The sequence below is a fragment of the Cognatundibacterium oligocarboniphilum genome, assembly GCF_013377855.1.
GTDB lineage: Bacteria > Pseudomonadota > Gammaproteobacteria > Burkholderiales > Burkholderiaceae_D > Undibacterium > Undibacterium oligocarboniphilum.
The window spans coordinates 102,710-118,810 of record NZ_JABXYJ010000003.1 but is presented as its reverse complement, the minus strand read 5'-3'; the positions used below and the strand labels follow the sequence as shown (position 1 = coordinate 118,810).

General features: G+C 55.0%; 14 protein-coding genes. 7 read left to right on the top strand and 7 right to left on the bottom strand.

The window, feature by feature from the left end:
* Together HV832_RS05865 and HV832_RS05860 are read left to right on the top strand one after the other, a co-directional pair.
* Positions 1-600 carry a M15 family metallopeptidase gene (locus HV832_RS05865; protein WP_176802631.1) on the top strand — a complete coding sequence of 200 codons (600 nt, stop codon included), beginning with the start codon at positions 1-3 and terminating at the stop codon, positions 598-600.
* A gap of 35 nt (positions 601-635) precedes the next feature.
* On the top strand, positions 636-1,958 hold the full coding sequence (locus HV832_RS05860) for a serine hydrolase domain-containing protein (protein ID WP_176802630.1): 1,323 nt from the start codon (positions 636-638) through the stop codon (positions 1,956-1,958).
* A 45-nt stretch (positions 1,959-2,003) separates the two neighbouring features.
* On the opposite strand, the gene HV832_RS05855 is transcribed toward HV832_RS05860, so the two are convergent.
* A complete protein-coding gene (locus HV832_RS05855; RefSeq protein ID WP_176802629.1) occupies positions 2,004-2,912 on the bottom strand; it encodes a LysR family transcriptional regulator in 909 nt (302 codons plus the stop codon).
* Positions 2,913-2,986: 74 nt separating this feature from the next.
* Complete coding sequence (locus tag HV832_RS05850) at positions 2,987-3,922, bottom strand: N-acetylmuramic acid 6-phosphate etherase (RefSeq protein ID WP_176802628.1); 936 nt, start codon at positions 3,920-3,922, stop codon at positions 2,987-2,989.
* Positions 3,923-4,098: 176 nt separating this feature from the next.
* On the opposite strand from HV832_RS05850, the gene HV832_RS05845 reads away from it, so the two are divergent.
* Positions 4,099-4,677: a L,D-transpeptidase gene (locus tag HV832_RS05845; protein ID WP_223827205.1), complete on the top strand. Its 579-nt coding sequence runs from the start codon at positions 4,099-4,101 to the stop codon at positions 4,675-4,677.
* Between the two features lie 217 nt (positions 4,678-4,894).
* The gene (locus tag HV832_RS05840) at positions 4,895-5,410 is read left to right on the top strand and encodes an arsenate reductase ArsC (RefSeq protein WP_176802627.1); all 516 of its coding nucleotides are present in this window, start codon (positions 4,895-4,897) and stop codon (positions 5,408-5,410) included.
* Positions 5,411-5,523: 113 nt separating this feature from the next.
* On the opposite strand, the gene pal is transcribed toward HV832_RS05840, so the two are convergent.
* From pal to HV832_RS05820, 4 genes are all read right to left on the bottom strand, one after another.
* Positions 5,524-6,051, bottom strand: coding sequence for a peptidoglycan-associated lipoprotein Pal (pal, locus tag HV832_RS05835; protein ID WP_176802626.1), 528 nt, complete (start codon positions 6,049-6,051; stop codon positions 5,524-5,526).
* A gap of 130 nt (positions 6,052-6,181) precedes the next feature.
* Positions 6,182-6,724 (bottom strand): MarR family winged helix-turn-helix transcriptional regulator, encoded by a 543-nt coding sequence (locus tag HV832_RS05830; protein ID WP_176802625.1) that lies wholly within the window; start codon positions 6,722-6,724, stop codon positions 6,182-6,184.
* A gap of 243 nt (positions 6,725-6,967) precedes the next feature.
* Positions 6,968-9,808: a TonB-dependent receptor domain-containing protein gene (locus tag HV832_RS05825; RefSeq protein ID WP_176802624.1), complete on the bottom strand. Its 2,841-nt coding sequence runs from the start codon at positions 9,806-9,808 to the stop codon at positions 6,968-6,970.
* A 346-nt stretch (positions 9,809-10,154) separates the two neighbouring features.
* Positions 10,155-11,765, bottom strand: coding sequence for a glycoside hydrolase family 10-like protein (locus tag HV832_RS05820; RefSeq protein WP_176802623.1), 1,611 nt, complete (start codon positions 11,763-11,765; stop codon positions 10,155-10,157).
* A gap of 416 nt (positions 11,766-12,181) precedes the next feature.
* On the opposite strand from HV832_RS05820, the gene HV832_RS05815 reads away from it, so the two are divergent.
* From HV832_RS05815 to HV832_RS05805, 3 genes are all read left to right on the top strand, one after another.
* Complete coding sequence (locus tag HV832_RS05815) at positions 12,182-13,021, top strand: phytanoyl-CoA dioxygenase family protein (RefSeq protein WP_176802622.1); 840 nt, start codon at positions 12,182-12,184, stop codon at positions 13,019-13,021.
* 88 nt (positions 13,022-13,109) lie between these two features.
* Complete coding sequence (locus HV832_RS05810) at positions 13,110-13,481, top strand: hypothetical protein (protein WP_176802621.1); 372 nt, start codon at positions 13,110-13,112, stop codon at positions 13,479-13,481.
* A 244-nt stretch (positions 13,482-13,725) separates the two neighbouring features.
* Complete coding sequence (locus HV832_RS05805) at positions 13,726-14,586, top strand: acyl-CoA thioesterase (protein ID WP_223827204.1); 861 nt, start codon at positions 13,726-13,728, stop codon at positions 14,584-14,586.
* Positions 14,587-14,650: 64 nt separating this feature from the next.
* Here HV832_RS05805 and dacB read toward each other — a convergent pair whose 3' ends face one another.
* Positions 14,651-16,090 (bottom strand): D-alanyl-D-alanine carboxypeptidase/D-alanyl-D-alanine endopeptidase, encoded by a 1,440-nt coding sequence (gene dacB, locus HV832_RS05800; RefSeq protein WP_176802620.1) that lies wholly within the window; start codon positions 16,088-16,090, stop codon positions 14,651-14,653.
* Positions 16,091-16,101: the final 11 nt, after the last annotated feature.

The window sequence follows — 16,101 nt, the reverse complement described above, 5'->3', positions numbered from 1 at the left end:
ATGCGTTGTGAATTGATTGCCGGTCATCCCGATTTTCGTCGCCTGAATACGATAGATGGTGTGACTGTTGATTTGCGTTATATCGGCGCAGACAATTTTGTCGGGCGCGACCTGTATGGCGAGCTCGATTGCGCCTGGCTGCATCATGAAGCGGCTGATGCCTTGCAGCGGGCAGTGCGCTATCTGGCGCAGCATGCGCCGGGAATGCGTATTCTGGTGCTGGATGCGTTGCGTCCGCACCGCGTTCAGGAAATGCTTTGGCAGCATCTGGATGGCACCCGTCTGCAAATGTATGTGGCAGATCCGGCCCGCGGGTCTATTCATTCTTTCGGCATGGCGGTTGATGCGACTCTGCTGGATGCAGCAGGGCAGGAACTGGATATGGGTAGCGCTTTCGATGAGCTGGTAGAAAAGTCGCATCCTGCACTGGAAGAAAGGATGCTGGCTGAAGGTCAGATCAGTCATGCACAGCAGGCCAACCGCAATATATTGAGGGCTGCCATGTTTCACGGCGGGTTTCGCGGCATCAACAGCGAGTGGTGGCATTTCAATTGCGGCGACCCGACGCTGGTTCGCCAGACATACCTGCGCATTGATTGATGATGCGGACAACATTCTCTGTACTTGTCACGTTGATGATGATTTCATCGGCTCAGTCGGCGGACGACGAGGCGCTCCGCACATTCTTTCCGACTGTGACTGAAAAACTGCGCGCCATCCAGCGTGATCCGCAACGGCCGTTGGCAAGTCTGTCGGTGCTGACGATACGCAATGGACAGATTGTGTATGAACAACAATTCGGCGAGCGTTATATCGATCCGACACAGTCTGCCCACCATCTGCCTGCGAATGCAGCAACCCTGTACCGCGTTGCCTCGGTCTCTAAAATGGTAACGGCAATAGGTGTGATGCGCCTGGTGGAGCAGCACAGTCTCGATCTGGATGAAGATATCAGCCGCTATCTGGGATATCGAGTGCGTAATCCGCATTATCCTGATTCAGCGATCACGCTGCGCATGCTGCTGAGTCACACTTCTTCGTTGAGAGATGATGCCGGTTATAACTTCCCGCCAGACATGAGCTTGCGGCGCGTCTTGCAGGGCGCGGCTGGCAGCGATGCTTCGCCGTGGGCAGCACCGGATGCCAGCGGACGCGATTTCCGGCCCGGCAGCTTCTTCAGCTATGTGAATCTGAACTGGGGCGTCATCGGTTCTGTCATGGAGGCGGTTTCCGGTCAGCGTTTTGATCTGCTGATGCAGCAACTGGTGCTGGAACCGCTGCAGATCTGCGGCAGTTTTCATCCGGCGAATCTGGCTCCGGCGCAGCTCGCACAGTTAGCGACGCTGTACCGCAAACAGGTGCAGGAGCGCTGGGATAGCGCTGGTCCCTGGGTTGCACAAGTCGATGACTACCATCAGCAGGCACCCGCGGCCAGGCCCTATCTGCTGGATTATCAGCCGGGCAGCAATGCGACTCTGTTCAGTCCGCAGGGCGGGCTGCGCATCAGCGCACGCGGATTGAGCCGCATCATGCTGATGTTGATGCAGCAGGGGGAGCTGGATGGCGTCCGTCTGCTGCAGCCTGCTTCGGTCCGGACGATGATCGCACCGCAATGGCGTTATCAGGCAGATGCCCAGACGAATGGTGACAGTTATCATGGTTTGTTTCAGTCATGGGCGCTGGGCATGCAGGTATTCACCGGCACCCGCGACGGTGCGCACGGCGACCGTATGACGCCGCCATTGCCGGGTCAACCGCAAGGGATGACCGGCGTCGGTCATCTGGGTTTTGCTTATGGTTTGCAGTCCGGTTTTATCTTTGATCCGGTGCAGCGCAATGGCATCATTTATATGACTGGCGGTACCGGTGCCGATCCGGAACAGAATCCCGGCCTGTATTCCAGCATGAACCGCTGGGAAGAGCAGATTCTGGGTGTCCTGGCAGAGACTTTGTACTGAAGACGAGCAGGTTTGCTACGGTACCGGCGGTACGTGCCGGATAAATTATTCTCCGCTTGTTCTGGCGATGCAGGTGCTGCCTGCCATCTGCACGCAGTCGACAAATGCGCGGGCTGAACGGGATAGGGGAGTCGATTTTTTCGTTAGCAAAAATAAATCGACAGGAACCTGTGGTGACATCGGGCGGCATTGTACTTTATCGTGATTGGCGGTGGCGGCAGTAAACGGATCGATGACTGCTGCGCCGGCACCCAGCTCGACCAGTGTGCGCGCCAGTACATAAGTCTGCACCTCGGTATAGGAATTAAAACGGATACCTTGTTCTTCACAGGTATCCATGACGCGGCTGACCAGATGATCGTCGAGATCAAGCGTAATCAGGTTTTTCGGCAAGTCGGCGACTGGCAGCGGCTGATTGTCCAGCTTGCGCGACCAGCTGCCCATCGGTGCAATCGCTGTCATGCTGCCGCGTACCAGCGGCTCGGAAGCCAGATTCGGATGGCACGGGTCGTAGAGCGAAAACGCAAAATCCACATCGCCAAGCAGCAAGGCATTGACCATATCGCTGGTGTGATGGGTTGCGAGCGTGCAGTGAATTTGTGGAAATCTGGCGCGCCATGCGGCCAGGGCAGCCGGAATCACCGTGACCGACAAGGTGGGTGTCGATGCCAGCCGTACCGCTTCATCCGGATGGTTCTTGAGATTATTGGCAAGGCGGCGCACTGATTGCAGATCGCGGTTGAGCTTATCGACTTCGATAAACAGCTGATGTGCTTCCGGTGTCGGATGCAGTTTGCCTTTGATGCGCTCAAACAGTTTCAGACCGAGTTGCAGTTCGCAATGCTGTAATACCTTGGTGGCGGCAGGCTGGGAAATATTCAGTAACTGTGCGGCTCCGCTGATGGTGCCCGCCTGCATAATTGCATGAAAAACTTCAATGTGGCGTAATCGCATGGTGGCGTGAATGGCTGAAATGAGATGTGTCCGTTCCGCGATTGTACCTGCAGCGCGGATTGTTGCCGTGACCGTTACGGTGAAAGCTTTTCATCCGCACGATGGTACATGTGCGGCGCATCTGGAATGGCTGATTCCAGCGCACTGCGCACGTCACCCCGATGCTGTTCCAGTAATTGCCCGGCAGCGCTGACGCTGATACGGCGCTGCAGCGCTACGATGGCCGTCTTGACGTGGAAATCGCATTCTTCCAGAATCCGGCGGCAGGTTTTCTCATCATGCCCTGTCGCATGCATGGTGAGGCTGACGGTACGGCGCAGCAGCTTCACATTGGTCGGTTTCACATCCACCATCAGGTTGCCGTAAACCTTGTGCAGCTTCACCATCAGTGCGGTGGAAAACGTGTTCAATGCTATTTTCTGAGCGGTGCCAGCCTTTAATCGGGTACTGCCGGAAATCAGTTCATTGCCGGTATCTAATCCGATGCCGATTTCCGCCGTCAGCAGCAGCGGTGTGGCTGGATTATTCGCCAGCCCGATGGTCAACGCACCGGCGGCGCGTGCAGCATGCAGTGCACCGAGAACGTATGGCGTCGTGCCGGATGCGGCAATCAGCAGCACCACATCGTCCGCTTGCGGCTGCAGATGAGCGATATCTGCGGCACCCTGTTCCGTATTGTCTTCGGCACCCTCGATAGCGATGAACATTGCCTGCTGCCCGCCGGCTAACAGGCCGATGGCGCGTTCATTGGGCCAGGAAAAGGTTGGCAGCAGTTCCACACCATCCAATACGCCGAGCCTGCCTGATGTGCCGGCACCGGCATAAATCAGCCGTCCACCGGCCTGTATCCGTGGCAATGCCGCATCGACGGCCTGTGCAATCCGGGCAGCGACTGCACGGACTGCCCGTACCGCATGATACTGATCGTCGATCAGCACCGCCGTCAGCGTTGCGGTCGGGTAGGTGTCCAGTGCCGTATGCAGGCTGCTGGGGGTTTCCGTATTCAGCATGGTGTCTTTCTCCGTCAAACCCTTTTACCTTAACGTTGCGATCGGTAGTCAACCAATGAAAGCTGATCACGCAGTCATAACCGCAGGTAATGCAACACCGGGAAATCAACATTAGCCATCGCAATCACGCTTCGTTATGCTGTATCGTCACCATCTTCTGATCCGGAGAATATTCCATGCGGTGTCCCCGTTGCTTTCCGTTGCTGCTGATGGCGGTTTTCCTGTCTGCATGCCAGTTGCCGACTGGTGAGATGTTGCGCGACCAGCGCCACCGGTTACTGATTTCCGTGCCGGAACAGCAGATGGCATTACTGGAAGACGGGAAGATTGTCGCACTTTATCCTGTTTCGACGGCACAGCGCGGGATCGGTGATATGCCGGATAGTTATATGACACCCGGCGGCAGGATGGAGGTGGCGGAAAAAATCGGTGGTGATACGCCCGCCGGAACCGTATTCAAAGACCGTATCCCGACCGGTGAAATTGTGGGGATTGATGCGCCGGGCCGCGATCCGGTGGTGACCCGGATTTTGTGGTTGCGCGGTACCGAAGAGCGTAACCAGAATGCGTATGCACGCTTCATCTATATCCACGGCACACCGCAGGAAAGCCTGCTTGGCACTCCGGCCAGCTACGGTTGTATCCGTATGCGTTCGGCAGACATTATTACCCTGTTCGACCGGATCGGTCCCGGAACAGCTGTCTTGATCGGTGAAGCCGGGCTGGAACAGATGCTCGCTGAAAACGCGCATTAAAAACCGGTCGCAGCGGCTGCGATCACCATCGCTGTAGCGAATCTCTGTGCTGCTTCACGCAATCATTACGTGACAAGTACGTAAATTATTTCTAATATCAGAAACAGTCAGCCTTATCATGTTGGGCAGAATCTGATTCTGCAAAGACCGTTTGCTCCTGATGCGCAAAAACCGGATGCTGATCAGAGTAAAAAATCAATCAAAAAAAGAGAACGCAATGAGCGACAAAGTCTATAACGTATTGTTTTTGTGCACCGGCAATTCAGCGCGCAGTATTATGGCAGAGGCGCTGCTGAATACCATGGGGCATGGCCGGTTCCGCGGATTTTCTGCAGGCAGTTTTCCGACTGGCGTGGTGCATCCGCTGGCGCTTGAGCAGATTCGGGAGACATCTTATCCCTTGCAGAATCTGCGTAGCAAAAGCTGGAATGAATTTGCAGCAACGGATGTGCCGGAGATGGATTTTATTATCACGGTCTGCGACGATGCTGCGGGAGAAATTTGCCCGGTCTGGCCAGGCCATCCATTGACGGCGCACTGGGGATTTGCTGATCCGGCGTTGGCAGAGGGTAGTGATGAAGTAAAGCGTGCCGCTTTTCATCACGTGTTCCGGCAAATCATGGGCTGTGTCAGCAATTTTGTGGCATTACCTTTGCCAATGCTGGAGAAAAATGCCATTCACCATGCGATCACGGCATTGAATCCGGAAGCGCAGTCTGTGTCTGTGCAATGAGTATTTTCATGCGCCATTTTGCGCATTGAAAATGGGCTGGTGGCCGGTTGGCCGGTGATGGAGTAGTAACCTTGCCCATCGCGGCGACGCGCGCCGCGATGGGGTTTCCAAAATTACTTGGCGACGTAGACGATATCTGCACGGCGGTTTTCTGCCCATGCCGCTTCATCATGACCAGCTGCTTTTGGCTTTTCTTTACCGTAAGAGACGGATTCCAGCTGGGCATCTGCCGCACCGGAGATTACCATTGCTTTACGCACTGCTTCAGCGCGCTTCTGACCGAGCGCCAGATTGTATTCGCTGCCGCCGCGTTCATCCGTATTACCCTGGATCATAACTTTTTTGGTTTTGCTGCTGCTGACGTATTTGCCGTGTGCTTCGACCAGCGCATTGAATTCAGGCTTCACATTGTATTTATCGAAGTCGAAATAAACGCTGCGCTTGGACAGGATGTTTTTCGGATCATCCAGCGGATCGACAACTGGTGCGGTGACGGGAGCAACGGCACGTGTGTCCGGTGCTGGTTTTGCCACGGTGGCAACTGGAGCTGCGGGCTGTTCAGCGACTTTCACTGGCGAGCTGCAGGCTGCCATGAATAATGCTGCGAGGCTGATGGTGGATACCTGATAAATAGAGCGCATGGAAATTTCCTCTTTTGGGATCTGGTTTTGGGGAATAACAATTTCTGACCGTTATCAGAACAGGTCACGGCTGAATTCCCTCAAATCAGTCGTGACTTTTTACTGCAAACCTTGACACCTTGCTGCTGCCCTACATCGTGAAGGGTAGTGGCAACAGGGCGAATCCTTCATCCAGCGCATCCATGCTGTCGAGTATTTCCTGCAATCCCGCATGCAGGCTGACGATGCTGTCGTCACTCATTTTCCGCATGGCTTCCGGCAGCAGTCCTCTGGCTGGTTGCGGCGCACGTTTCAGCAGAGATTTTCCCTGACTGGTCAGATGCACTTTCACTACCCGCTGATCTTCCGGATCGCGCTCTTTATTTACATACCCTTTTTTCACCAGTCCATCGAGCAGATTGCTGGTGGTCGTCTGGTGGATGGACAAACGTTTCGCAATTTCACCCACCCGCAAACCGGCTGCTTCCTGCAATTCCTGGATAATCCACAGCTGGGCACCATTGATGCCGCACTGCTTTTCTATCCAGAGCGAATGCTGTTGTGCTGCTCGAATCATAATCCGGATTTTTTTGAGCGTTTCCAGACGCAAATCCGGCGCTGCACTCTGTGCATTTTCCTGCTCTGACAACAGATTGGCCGACGGTTTTTTTTGCGCGACAGCTTTTCTTGGCATGCAAATCCTCCTATCCTGCTAGTGTAGCATATCTATTTGGACAAATATAATTGGTGCAAATAGACGACATCGTGAGTTTAGCAAGCGATCATGACGGGATCGTGTCTTTTCGCTATGTTGACAGCGGACTTCCACGTTGCCTGTGCGGTGATGATGCGATGTGGAGGAAAAAATTATAAAAAAACGGCAAGGATTTCTCCTTGCCGCGCTGTTTTCAATACATCCTGGATGGCGTTGAAAGAGTTACATGAACTTGTAATTCGCCATCAGCGTGAATGAGCGGCCACGCGGGTCGGCGACCCGTGGTTCCCACGAGCTGCCGGCTCCGGTATTGCTGTCGTAAGTGATGGCAAATGGCGGATCGGTGTTCAGCAGGTTTTTAATACCGCCGATCAGCGTCATGTTTTTAATGCCGCTGTAAGATACGCTCAGATTGAAGACCGAATATGGTTTGACATCCGGATTGTAATTGGATGGTGTGACCAGGCCGTTTGCCACACCCGGCAGTACCTGATCCTTGTAGCCGGATCGGTAAATCTGCGAGAACATCGTCGTCCAGCTGCCTTCTGAGTACGTGACATAGGCAGTGTGTTTCCAGCGCAGGCCGAGATCGCCGGTGAAAATGAAACGGCCGACTTCGCTGGCGCCATAAGGGGTATTGGCGTTCGGGCGTGATTTTTTCTCCAGCAGATAAGAGCCGTCTATCGCTGCGGTCCATTTTCCGTTCCAGATAGCGCCATTGGCGTTGGCACCCACTTCAATGCCCCGTGTGATGCTGGAGCCTGCATTCACCCAGCGCTGGTCAATCTGCACGATGGCGCCGCTGGCATCACGGATGAACTGTGCCTGGAACAAGTTGTAGTTTTGCAGCAGGGTCGTCAGGTCAAGCGAGGTGATGGTGTTTTCCTTATGGATTTCCCACAAGTCCATATTGGCGCTGAAGCTGCGGTTGGGCGCCCAGACCACACCGATGCTGCCCTGCTTGGCCGTTTCCGGTCCCAGATTCGGTTTGCCGCCGGTCAGGGTATTTGGTGTGATGACACCGCAGCCGGGTTTGGTGCTGTCTGCTTTCAGGCTCGGGCAGGTCGCGGGATCAACCAGATCCTTGCCGGAATAAGGTGATTCGGTGACGCCGTTAAACAGCTGGTTGAACGATGGCGCACGAAAGCCGGTATTGTAAGAACCGCGGAACAGCAGCTGTTCTACCGGTGTGAAACGGAAAGCCACTTTCGGATTGAAGGTGTTGCCAAAGCCGCTGTAATGATCCTGTCTGCCCGCAAGCGTGACTTCCAGTGATTTGGTGAGCGGAACCAGGAACTCGGCGTACAGGGCGCGAATATCGCGGCTGACGGATGGCAGCGCATTGGCATCATCGAACGGTGCATTCAGGATGGCCGGACGCGCACTGGCGGCACGGGCATCGCCGTTAAAGGAATATTCTTCCTTACGCAGATCGGTACCGATCGCAGCCATCACGGCACCTGCCGGCAATTTGAAAATCTCACCGGATACTGCGGCATCAGCCTGCGTCAGCGTGGTTTTTCCGCCGTATAGCACAACGCCTTTGGCAGAGGTGCTGGCGATCAGGTCCATTGCTGCCTGACTTTGTTTTTGTCCTGGCATCAGGAAAGGATTGATGATGCCGCTGCCGAGTGCGTTCGCCAGTGCCACGGTGTAGTGATAGCCATTGCCCAGCGTGGATTGCGATTCGCTGTAAGCACGTGACAGGCCGACGCGGTAATCCCATTTGTCGATCTGACCATCTGCGCCGAGTTGCAGGCGTGCCGCATCAGTTTTGGTGGAGATTTCCCGGTTGCCGCATTCCATGCAGCGCCAGCGGTAGGCAATCGGTAATCCATAATTAGATTTGATGTTGGGGAATACGGCGGCAATGGCATTGAATACTGAGTCATAGGCGGCACCGGTTTTGGGATAGAAGGACGAAGCCGGGAAGTTCAAGCCGGGGGAAACCTGATTTGGTGAGAAGCTCTTGGCGACTTCCACACGGGAGCCGACCAGTTCGGCAAACAGCTGGTGTTCGCCAATTTTGAAGGTCGCCCGTGAAACAAAATTATCGTTTGTGACAGGTTGCTGCAAAACGGCAGCCCGGCCGGTGTCCCAGGCGCAGGCATATTTAGAAGAGGCGACATCCCAGATTTTATAGTCATAAGCGGCCATGCCGTCCACTGATCCGCAGCCCGCGCCGCCCGGCAGGTTCAGCACGTTGACGGCATTCATGGCCTGCGTGGTGCCGGGATAAACCGGGCCGGTATTGCTCTTGTTGCTCATGATGGTATTGGCCAGCGAAGTGGCAAATACCGTGGCAAACGGTGTGCCGCGCGTGTCGACCGACAGGCCGCGGTCTGGCTGGAAGGTGTTCACAAACGAGCGCTGATTGCCGCGCAGCGCCTGGTTTTCGCTGTGGGTGCCGGTCAGCAGCACATTATAGCCATCGCTGTCCAGATTACCGAAGCCGCCAACCACGGACACGCGGTGAATATCACCGCCGCTTTGCTGGGTCAGATCGGTGAATGCCTGGGCTTCCAGCCCGGTGTAATTTTTGCGCAGGATGAAATTGATCACACCACCGATCGCATCCGTACCGTAGATTGCGGAGGCGCCGTCCTTCAGCACTTCCACGCGCTCGACTGCTGCCATCGGGACCGAGTTCAAATCGACTGCTGAGCCTTTCATGCCGTGGGTGGCGATGCGGCGGCCATTCAGCAACACCAGTGTGCTGTCCGAGCCCTGACCACGCAGATTGGCCGAGGTGGCACCATTATTACCACGCTGCGCACCGGATGTAACGTCGGCATTACTGGCGAGATTGTCCGAACCGTTGCCGTTGATATTGAGAGTAGAGATCAACTGTTCCGCGGTCACGATGCCGGCAGCTTCGAGCTGCTTGCGGGTAATCACCTCGACCGGCAGTGCGCCTTCGGCAGCGATGCGTTTGATGCTGCTGCCGGTAATTTCTACCCGCTGCGCGGCGGCGCCGTCACTGGCTTTTTCCTGAGCCCAGGCTGCGGCCCCGTTGGCCAGACCGATGATGGCAATGCAATGGGCAATCGTTTTCAATTTCACTGTGTTCTCCTCATGTCATACGTTATCTCCCGCGGGAGCGGCTGTGCTGGCGGGATTTGTTATAGGATTTTTTTACACCAGTCCGGACAGGCTGCAATCGCATTAAATAGTTATAACAATATGCACTTCCAGATTGAGACTAGGGTTTCCAGTTGTCAGGTGACAAATGAAAATTTTTACTCAGATAATAACTTAAAGATATGGTTTGTTACACGTTGTCGTCAGCTGCTGTGGTGACGGTGTTGTCCGCGGCGGGAGCAGAAGAGATGCCTGCGTTTTGATTGCCGGAACAGGCGTCCGGACAATCAAAAAAACCACACAGTGCGGCGCATCATGCCGCATCGGATCAGGGAAAGGAAAGTCTTGCTGTCTGACTTTCCATGCCATTGCGGCCGATGGCGATGACGGCAATTTCACGAATCGCACCGGTCTGGGGCGTGCCGGTCAGGGAGATACCTGTTTTTGATGCGGACTGTACGGAGAATAGCCACTGCTGGTCAGTACGTTTCCAGATCGCCAGCAGACGCACTGCTGCGACATCGCTGCCGGGTTTGACGGTGACTGATTGCTGATCGCCATCCAGTTCGAGTTGCGGCATGGTGGGCAGGGTGCTGCCATCCAGCCAGGGCGTCGCCGGAATGACTGCGGGCATGGTATATTTTTCGGCGGCCAGCCGCTGGCGGATGTCTTTGCGGTTTTGCTGCAGGCTGATCATGCTGAAATGCAGATGCCCGCTGCCGTTTTGTTCGCGCACTGCATCAACCTGATTCAGGATTTCCTCGGCGGGCCAGGATTTGTCGCTGTGGTCGATACGGCTGGTGTACAGGCCGGGCCAGATATAGCGCTGCTGCGTGTTTTGCGCAATCCAGTAACTGTGCAGTACTTTGAATGCCTGCGCGCTTTGCTGGATCGGCCAGTACAGTTGCGGCGCCAGATAGTCGAGCCAGCCCTGACTCAGCCACAGCTCTACATCTGCATACAGTTTGTCATACTGGCTGAAGCCGCTGATGCCGGCGGGCAGGCGATCCGGGCGGCCGATGCCAAACGGACTGATACCGAATTTGATCCAGCTTTTTTCCTGGTGCACTTGCTGATTGATGGCGCTGACCAGCCGGTTCACGTTCTCGCGACGCCAGTCGGCCCGGTTCAGATTGCCACCGCTTTGCAGGTAGCGCAGCCATGCCGCATCGTCAGGAAAATCCAGATCCGCACCGTTCGCTGCCTTGATGGGATAAGGATAAAAGTAGTCGTCGATATGCACGCCGTCGATGTCGTAACGTTTCACCACATCACGGATCACGTCCAGCGTTTGCTGCATCGCAGCCGGTTCACCGGGGTCCATCCATTGCAGGTCACCATATTGTTTCACGGCTTCCGGCCAGGTTCGGCTGATATGATTTTTAGCGGCCGCTGTTTTAGCCTGCGGTGTGCGGGCCCGGTAAGGGTTGAACCAGGCGTGAAGCTCCAGGCCGCGCTCATGGGCCTGCTCGACCCAGAATTGCAGCGGATCATAATAAGGCGACGGCGGCTTTCCCTGTTCACCGGTCAGAAATTCCGACCACGGTTCAATGGCGGATGGATAGATTGCATCGGCAGCAGGTCGGACTTGCAGCACGATGGCATTCAGATTCATCTGCGCGGCATGATTGAGGATGCTGATGATCTCGGCCTTTTGCTGTTCGCTGCTGAGGTCGCGCCGGCTTGGCCAGTCGATATTGGCGACCGTGGATACCCAGACCGCACGGAATTCGCGTGGCACCGGCGGTAGCTGCTGGCCGGGGCGGGGCGGTGTTTGCGACGTATGACTGGTAACCGTTACCGTCTGGCGCTGTGCGGGTTCAGGCGTTACCGTACAGGCTGCAAGCAGTACGGCACAGAGTAAGGCGAGTTTGCCGCCAGCACGGATGTTGTGTCGGAAACGGTGGAACAGAGCAGTCAGGCGGAAAAACGGAAACATGCGGCTGGCGTCATCTTTAAAACAAAAGAGTCCAGATGCTACTGTATTCGGGCGAGACGAGCCAGTATTTCCGCTGTCAGGGTTTTTCGCCATAAACGCGGTGACACTGAGTGGCGAAAAAAAAAGGGCGCTTGCGCGCCCTGTCAAAAATCCCATTCATCTTGAGGGATGTCTGAGGATGACCTGATGACACCAACAAGTCAGGTTTATCTTAAGGAAAAATACCAGTGCAGGGCGATTGATTTTTTATCACAGGGATATAAGCCAAGGTTATTGCTGATGAACATCATCGTGAATGATATCCGGCAGACAAACCGGTGCAGGCGGGAATTACATGGCATACTTTCCATTTATGCACCCCGGATGCACCGTAGTTGTGTGCATGCCGGTTACCCCTGACAATGACCGGAGTCTGTATGCTGACCGACCAACAGCTGCAGCAGTTTCAGGAAGTGGGTTACCTGATTCTGCCTAATTTTAAAACCGCCGCAGAAATCACCGCACTGCGCATACGTGCGGCGCAGATTGTCGATGCATTTGATCTCGAGGCATCCCGCACTATTTTCACTACCAGGGAACAGGAAAAACAGGTCGACCATTATTTTCTCGACTCTGCTAATAGAGTCAGCTGTTTTTTCGAGGAAGAAGCATTTGGTGCCGACGGAGTGCTGCGACAGGAAAAAGCGCTTTCCATCAACAAGATCGGCCATGCAATGCATGATCTGGACCCGGTATTCAGTGAATTTTCCCGCGGCCCCGCACTGGCGCAGGTTGCGACGGATATCGGTCTGAAACAGCCGCAGATCTGGCAGTCGATGTATATCTTCAAGCAGCCCGGCATCGGTGGCGAAGTACGCTGGCATCAGGACGCCACCTATTTCGATACGAATCCGGTCAGCGTTACTACCTTCTGGTTTGCGCTGGAGGATGCGACGCTCGACAATGGCTGTCTGTGGGCGGAACCCGGCGGGCACCACACGCCGATGCGGGAGCGCTTTGTCCGAGATGGGGATCAGATCAGAGTAGAAAAATTATCTGATCTGCCCTGGCCGGATGATCGCAGCGCCGTTCCGCTGGAAGTGCGGGCGGGCAGTCTGGTGTGCTTCCACGGTTTGTTGCCGCATTACAGCGCACCTAACCGTTCACCGGTGTCGCGCCATGCTTATACGCTGCATGTGACGGATGGCAGTACCGCCTATTCGCCGCTGAACTGGATACAGCGCACGCCGGATTTTCCGGTGCGCGGATTTCTCTGAATCCGCAGCGGAGAGATTTTTTCAGAGAGTTGAGCAATCGCAATGCCGGTATGGTATCGGCATGCGTCAATTTGAAAGGTGTATCGATATGGAAAACAAAACAGGCATCAAATGGTTGGCCGACGTCGAAGAGCATGACTATCCGGCTGCTGCTTCCTACCTGAACCTGATTTACGATGATGCGACTACCGCCAGACTGGTCAGTCAGTTGCGGGCAACGGGTCTCAGCCAGTTCAAGGCAAAAGATATTTTCCGCGCCTCGCAATTATCTTTGCTCGGCGTCAGTAATTCGCATGTAGAAAAAGACCGCAAAAAAATCAAGAACCAGACACCTTTGTCACCACTGCTATTGTGCCGTGATACGGCCAATGGCAAAGTGGTCATCGCTGATGGCTATCATCGTCTGTGCGCCATTTACAGTGTGGACGAGGACGCGCTGATTCATTGCAAAATAGCCTGAGCCAGTCCATTCGCCCATTCCTGCGGTTCTTGCATGCTGAATGTATCCCGCTCCATATCCCGCTATGACGTTCGCGGGATATGGAGCGGCTTTCTGCAAAAATTGGCTGATGCAGATACACTCAGCCTGTTTGCTGCAGCTTGCTGAAACAGCCAGTAGTAGCCAGCAATACACGGACATACTGAGCCGACACTTAATCGATACACATGGTCGATACACTGAACTGACAACCTGATTCTGAACTATGACAGCGATGAATTCATCGGAAGCCCTCTTGCCTGCAGCGGCACACCCGTTTGACGAAGCGATACAGCTGCGCCGCGACGACATACAACCCGATCTGTTTTATGGCGGCACTTCGGCAGCTTACGGCAATATGGTCGGACCATTTGGCGGCATTACTGCAGCGGTGTTGTTGCAGGCTGTGATGCAGCATCCACAGCGGATCGGCGAGCCTTTGTCGCTGACCGTGAACTTTGCTGCGCCGGTCGCGGATGGTGAATTTCAGATTATTGCCAGGGCCGTCCGAACCAACCGTTCCACACAGCACTGGTCGATAGAAATGCAACAGCAGGGTGAGACCGTGACGCTGGCAACAGCTCTGTTTGCTACCCGGCGTGAAACATGGTCTGCCACGGAAGCCAGTTTTCCTTTGCTGCAGGATCAGCCCGCGAACCAGACAGCAGCCATGCCGGTGCACCGGCTACCGGCGTGGGTACAGCGTTACGACATTCAGGTGATACGCGGCATGCCAGGATTCATGGCGCCCGAACAGCCGCCGTCCGGTGATTCTGTCAGTATGCAATGGATACGCGATGAACCGCGCCGTGCGCTGGATTTTTGTTCACTGACGGCGATCTGCGATGCATTTTTCCCGCGCGTGTTTGTCCGCCGTCGGGAGCATGTGCCGGCCGGAACGGTGTCGATGACGATTTATTTTCATGCCGATAGCGTAATGCTGGCAGCACACGGTGTGCAGGAATTGCTGGGGTACGCCCGCGCCAGCCGGTTTTACAATAATTATTTTGATCAATCGGCAGAAATCTGGACACCATCCGGAAATCTGCTGGCGACGACCACGCAGGTGGTCTATTTCAAGCAGTAATCCGTTTGACTTTTACCGGTATCCGCGTTTGACGGTGAATTGCCGCAGACAGGCAGAAGTACGGTCAGGGGCGGCCCGCGGCAATCCAGTTCAGGATTTCGTCCAGCGCCGGTCTGGCTTTGGAGGCAAACTCGCTGTTGATCATGGCGACGATCACCCAGGATTGATCCTGATTGTCCCTGACATAACCGGCGATGGCTGCAGTGTCGCGCAGCGAACCTGTTTTGATGCGCGCGCGTTGCTCTGCGGCGCTTCCTTTCAGGCGCTTGCGCATGGTGCCATCAAGTGCGGCAATCGGCAGGCTGCTCAGAAATTCGGCATTCCAGTTACTGCGCATTCCAGCCTGTAACACGGCGGCCATCTGGCTCGCGCTGATTTTTTCTGTACGGGACAGGCCGGACCCGTTCTCCAGCACCAGTCCGCTGTCATTGATCTGATGCTGCTGCAGCCAGCGGCGTATCCGCAAACTTGCAGCCTGCAGATGATCTTCTGTTTTTTGAGGCGATTCCGCCCCCAGTGTCAGATACAGCATACGTGCCATACCGTTGTCTGATTGCTTATTGACGGTGCGCAGGGTTTCCGCCAGCGTGGCAGACTGGTGCTCATATAGGACAATCGCATCTTCCGGTGCTGTACCGTCCTGCACCTGTCCTTGCCAGCTGCCGCCCATTTCCTGCCACAGACGGCGAAACAGATGGGCAATGTATTGATTGCGATCGAGCAGATTCAGGTGTGCGGTGATTTTACAGTAACGGGGAAAACCGCCGCGCAGCAGGATGTCAATCTGATTCCGCCGCTGGATACTGATTTGCGGGATTTTCCACTCGCTTTCCCATTCTGCGCAAGACTTGTCATTAAAATGCAGATGATTGGAGAAAGAAATTTTATCGAGTGGTGTCAGCAGGTGAGCCTCGATTTTCTGGCCGGTGGATTCGATACCGATACTGCTGAGATTGCTGTTGATCAGCAGCGGATCCGGAACCACGTTGTAATAGGCATCGGGAAATTCATCGAATGCCGGTGCGCCGAGGTCGGGGCGGGAAGGCTGGAAATAGCTGCGGTCCAGGATCAGATTGCCGCGGATTTTTCGTATTCCCTGATTACGCAATGCCCGCAGCATGACGCTGAATTTTTCCCAGTTCAGATCAGGGTCGCCGCCGCCACGCAGATAGAGGTCGCCATTCAGCACATCTTTTCTGACCGGGCTGTCAGTGAGTAGTTGCGTTTTCCAGCGGAAGGCTGGCCCCAGTTCTTCCAGCGCTACCAGACTGGTCAGCAGTTTCATGGTGGAGGCAGGACTGAAGCCGGCTTCCGGATTAACTGACAGCACGGCTTTATTCGTATTGGCAGACAATGCGACGATGCTGACCGCGCTTGCGGGGATGCCTGCCTGATCGAGTATACGCTGGGCTGACGCTGGCAAAGAGGTGTCCGGGGTCTGTGCCAACGCAGCAGAGGATACAACCAGGCAGAAGAGACGTAAGGCAATTTTTAACATGGACATATCATTTTCAG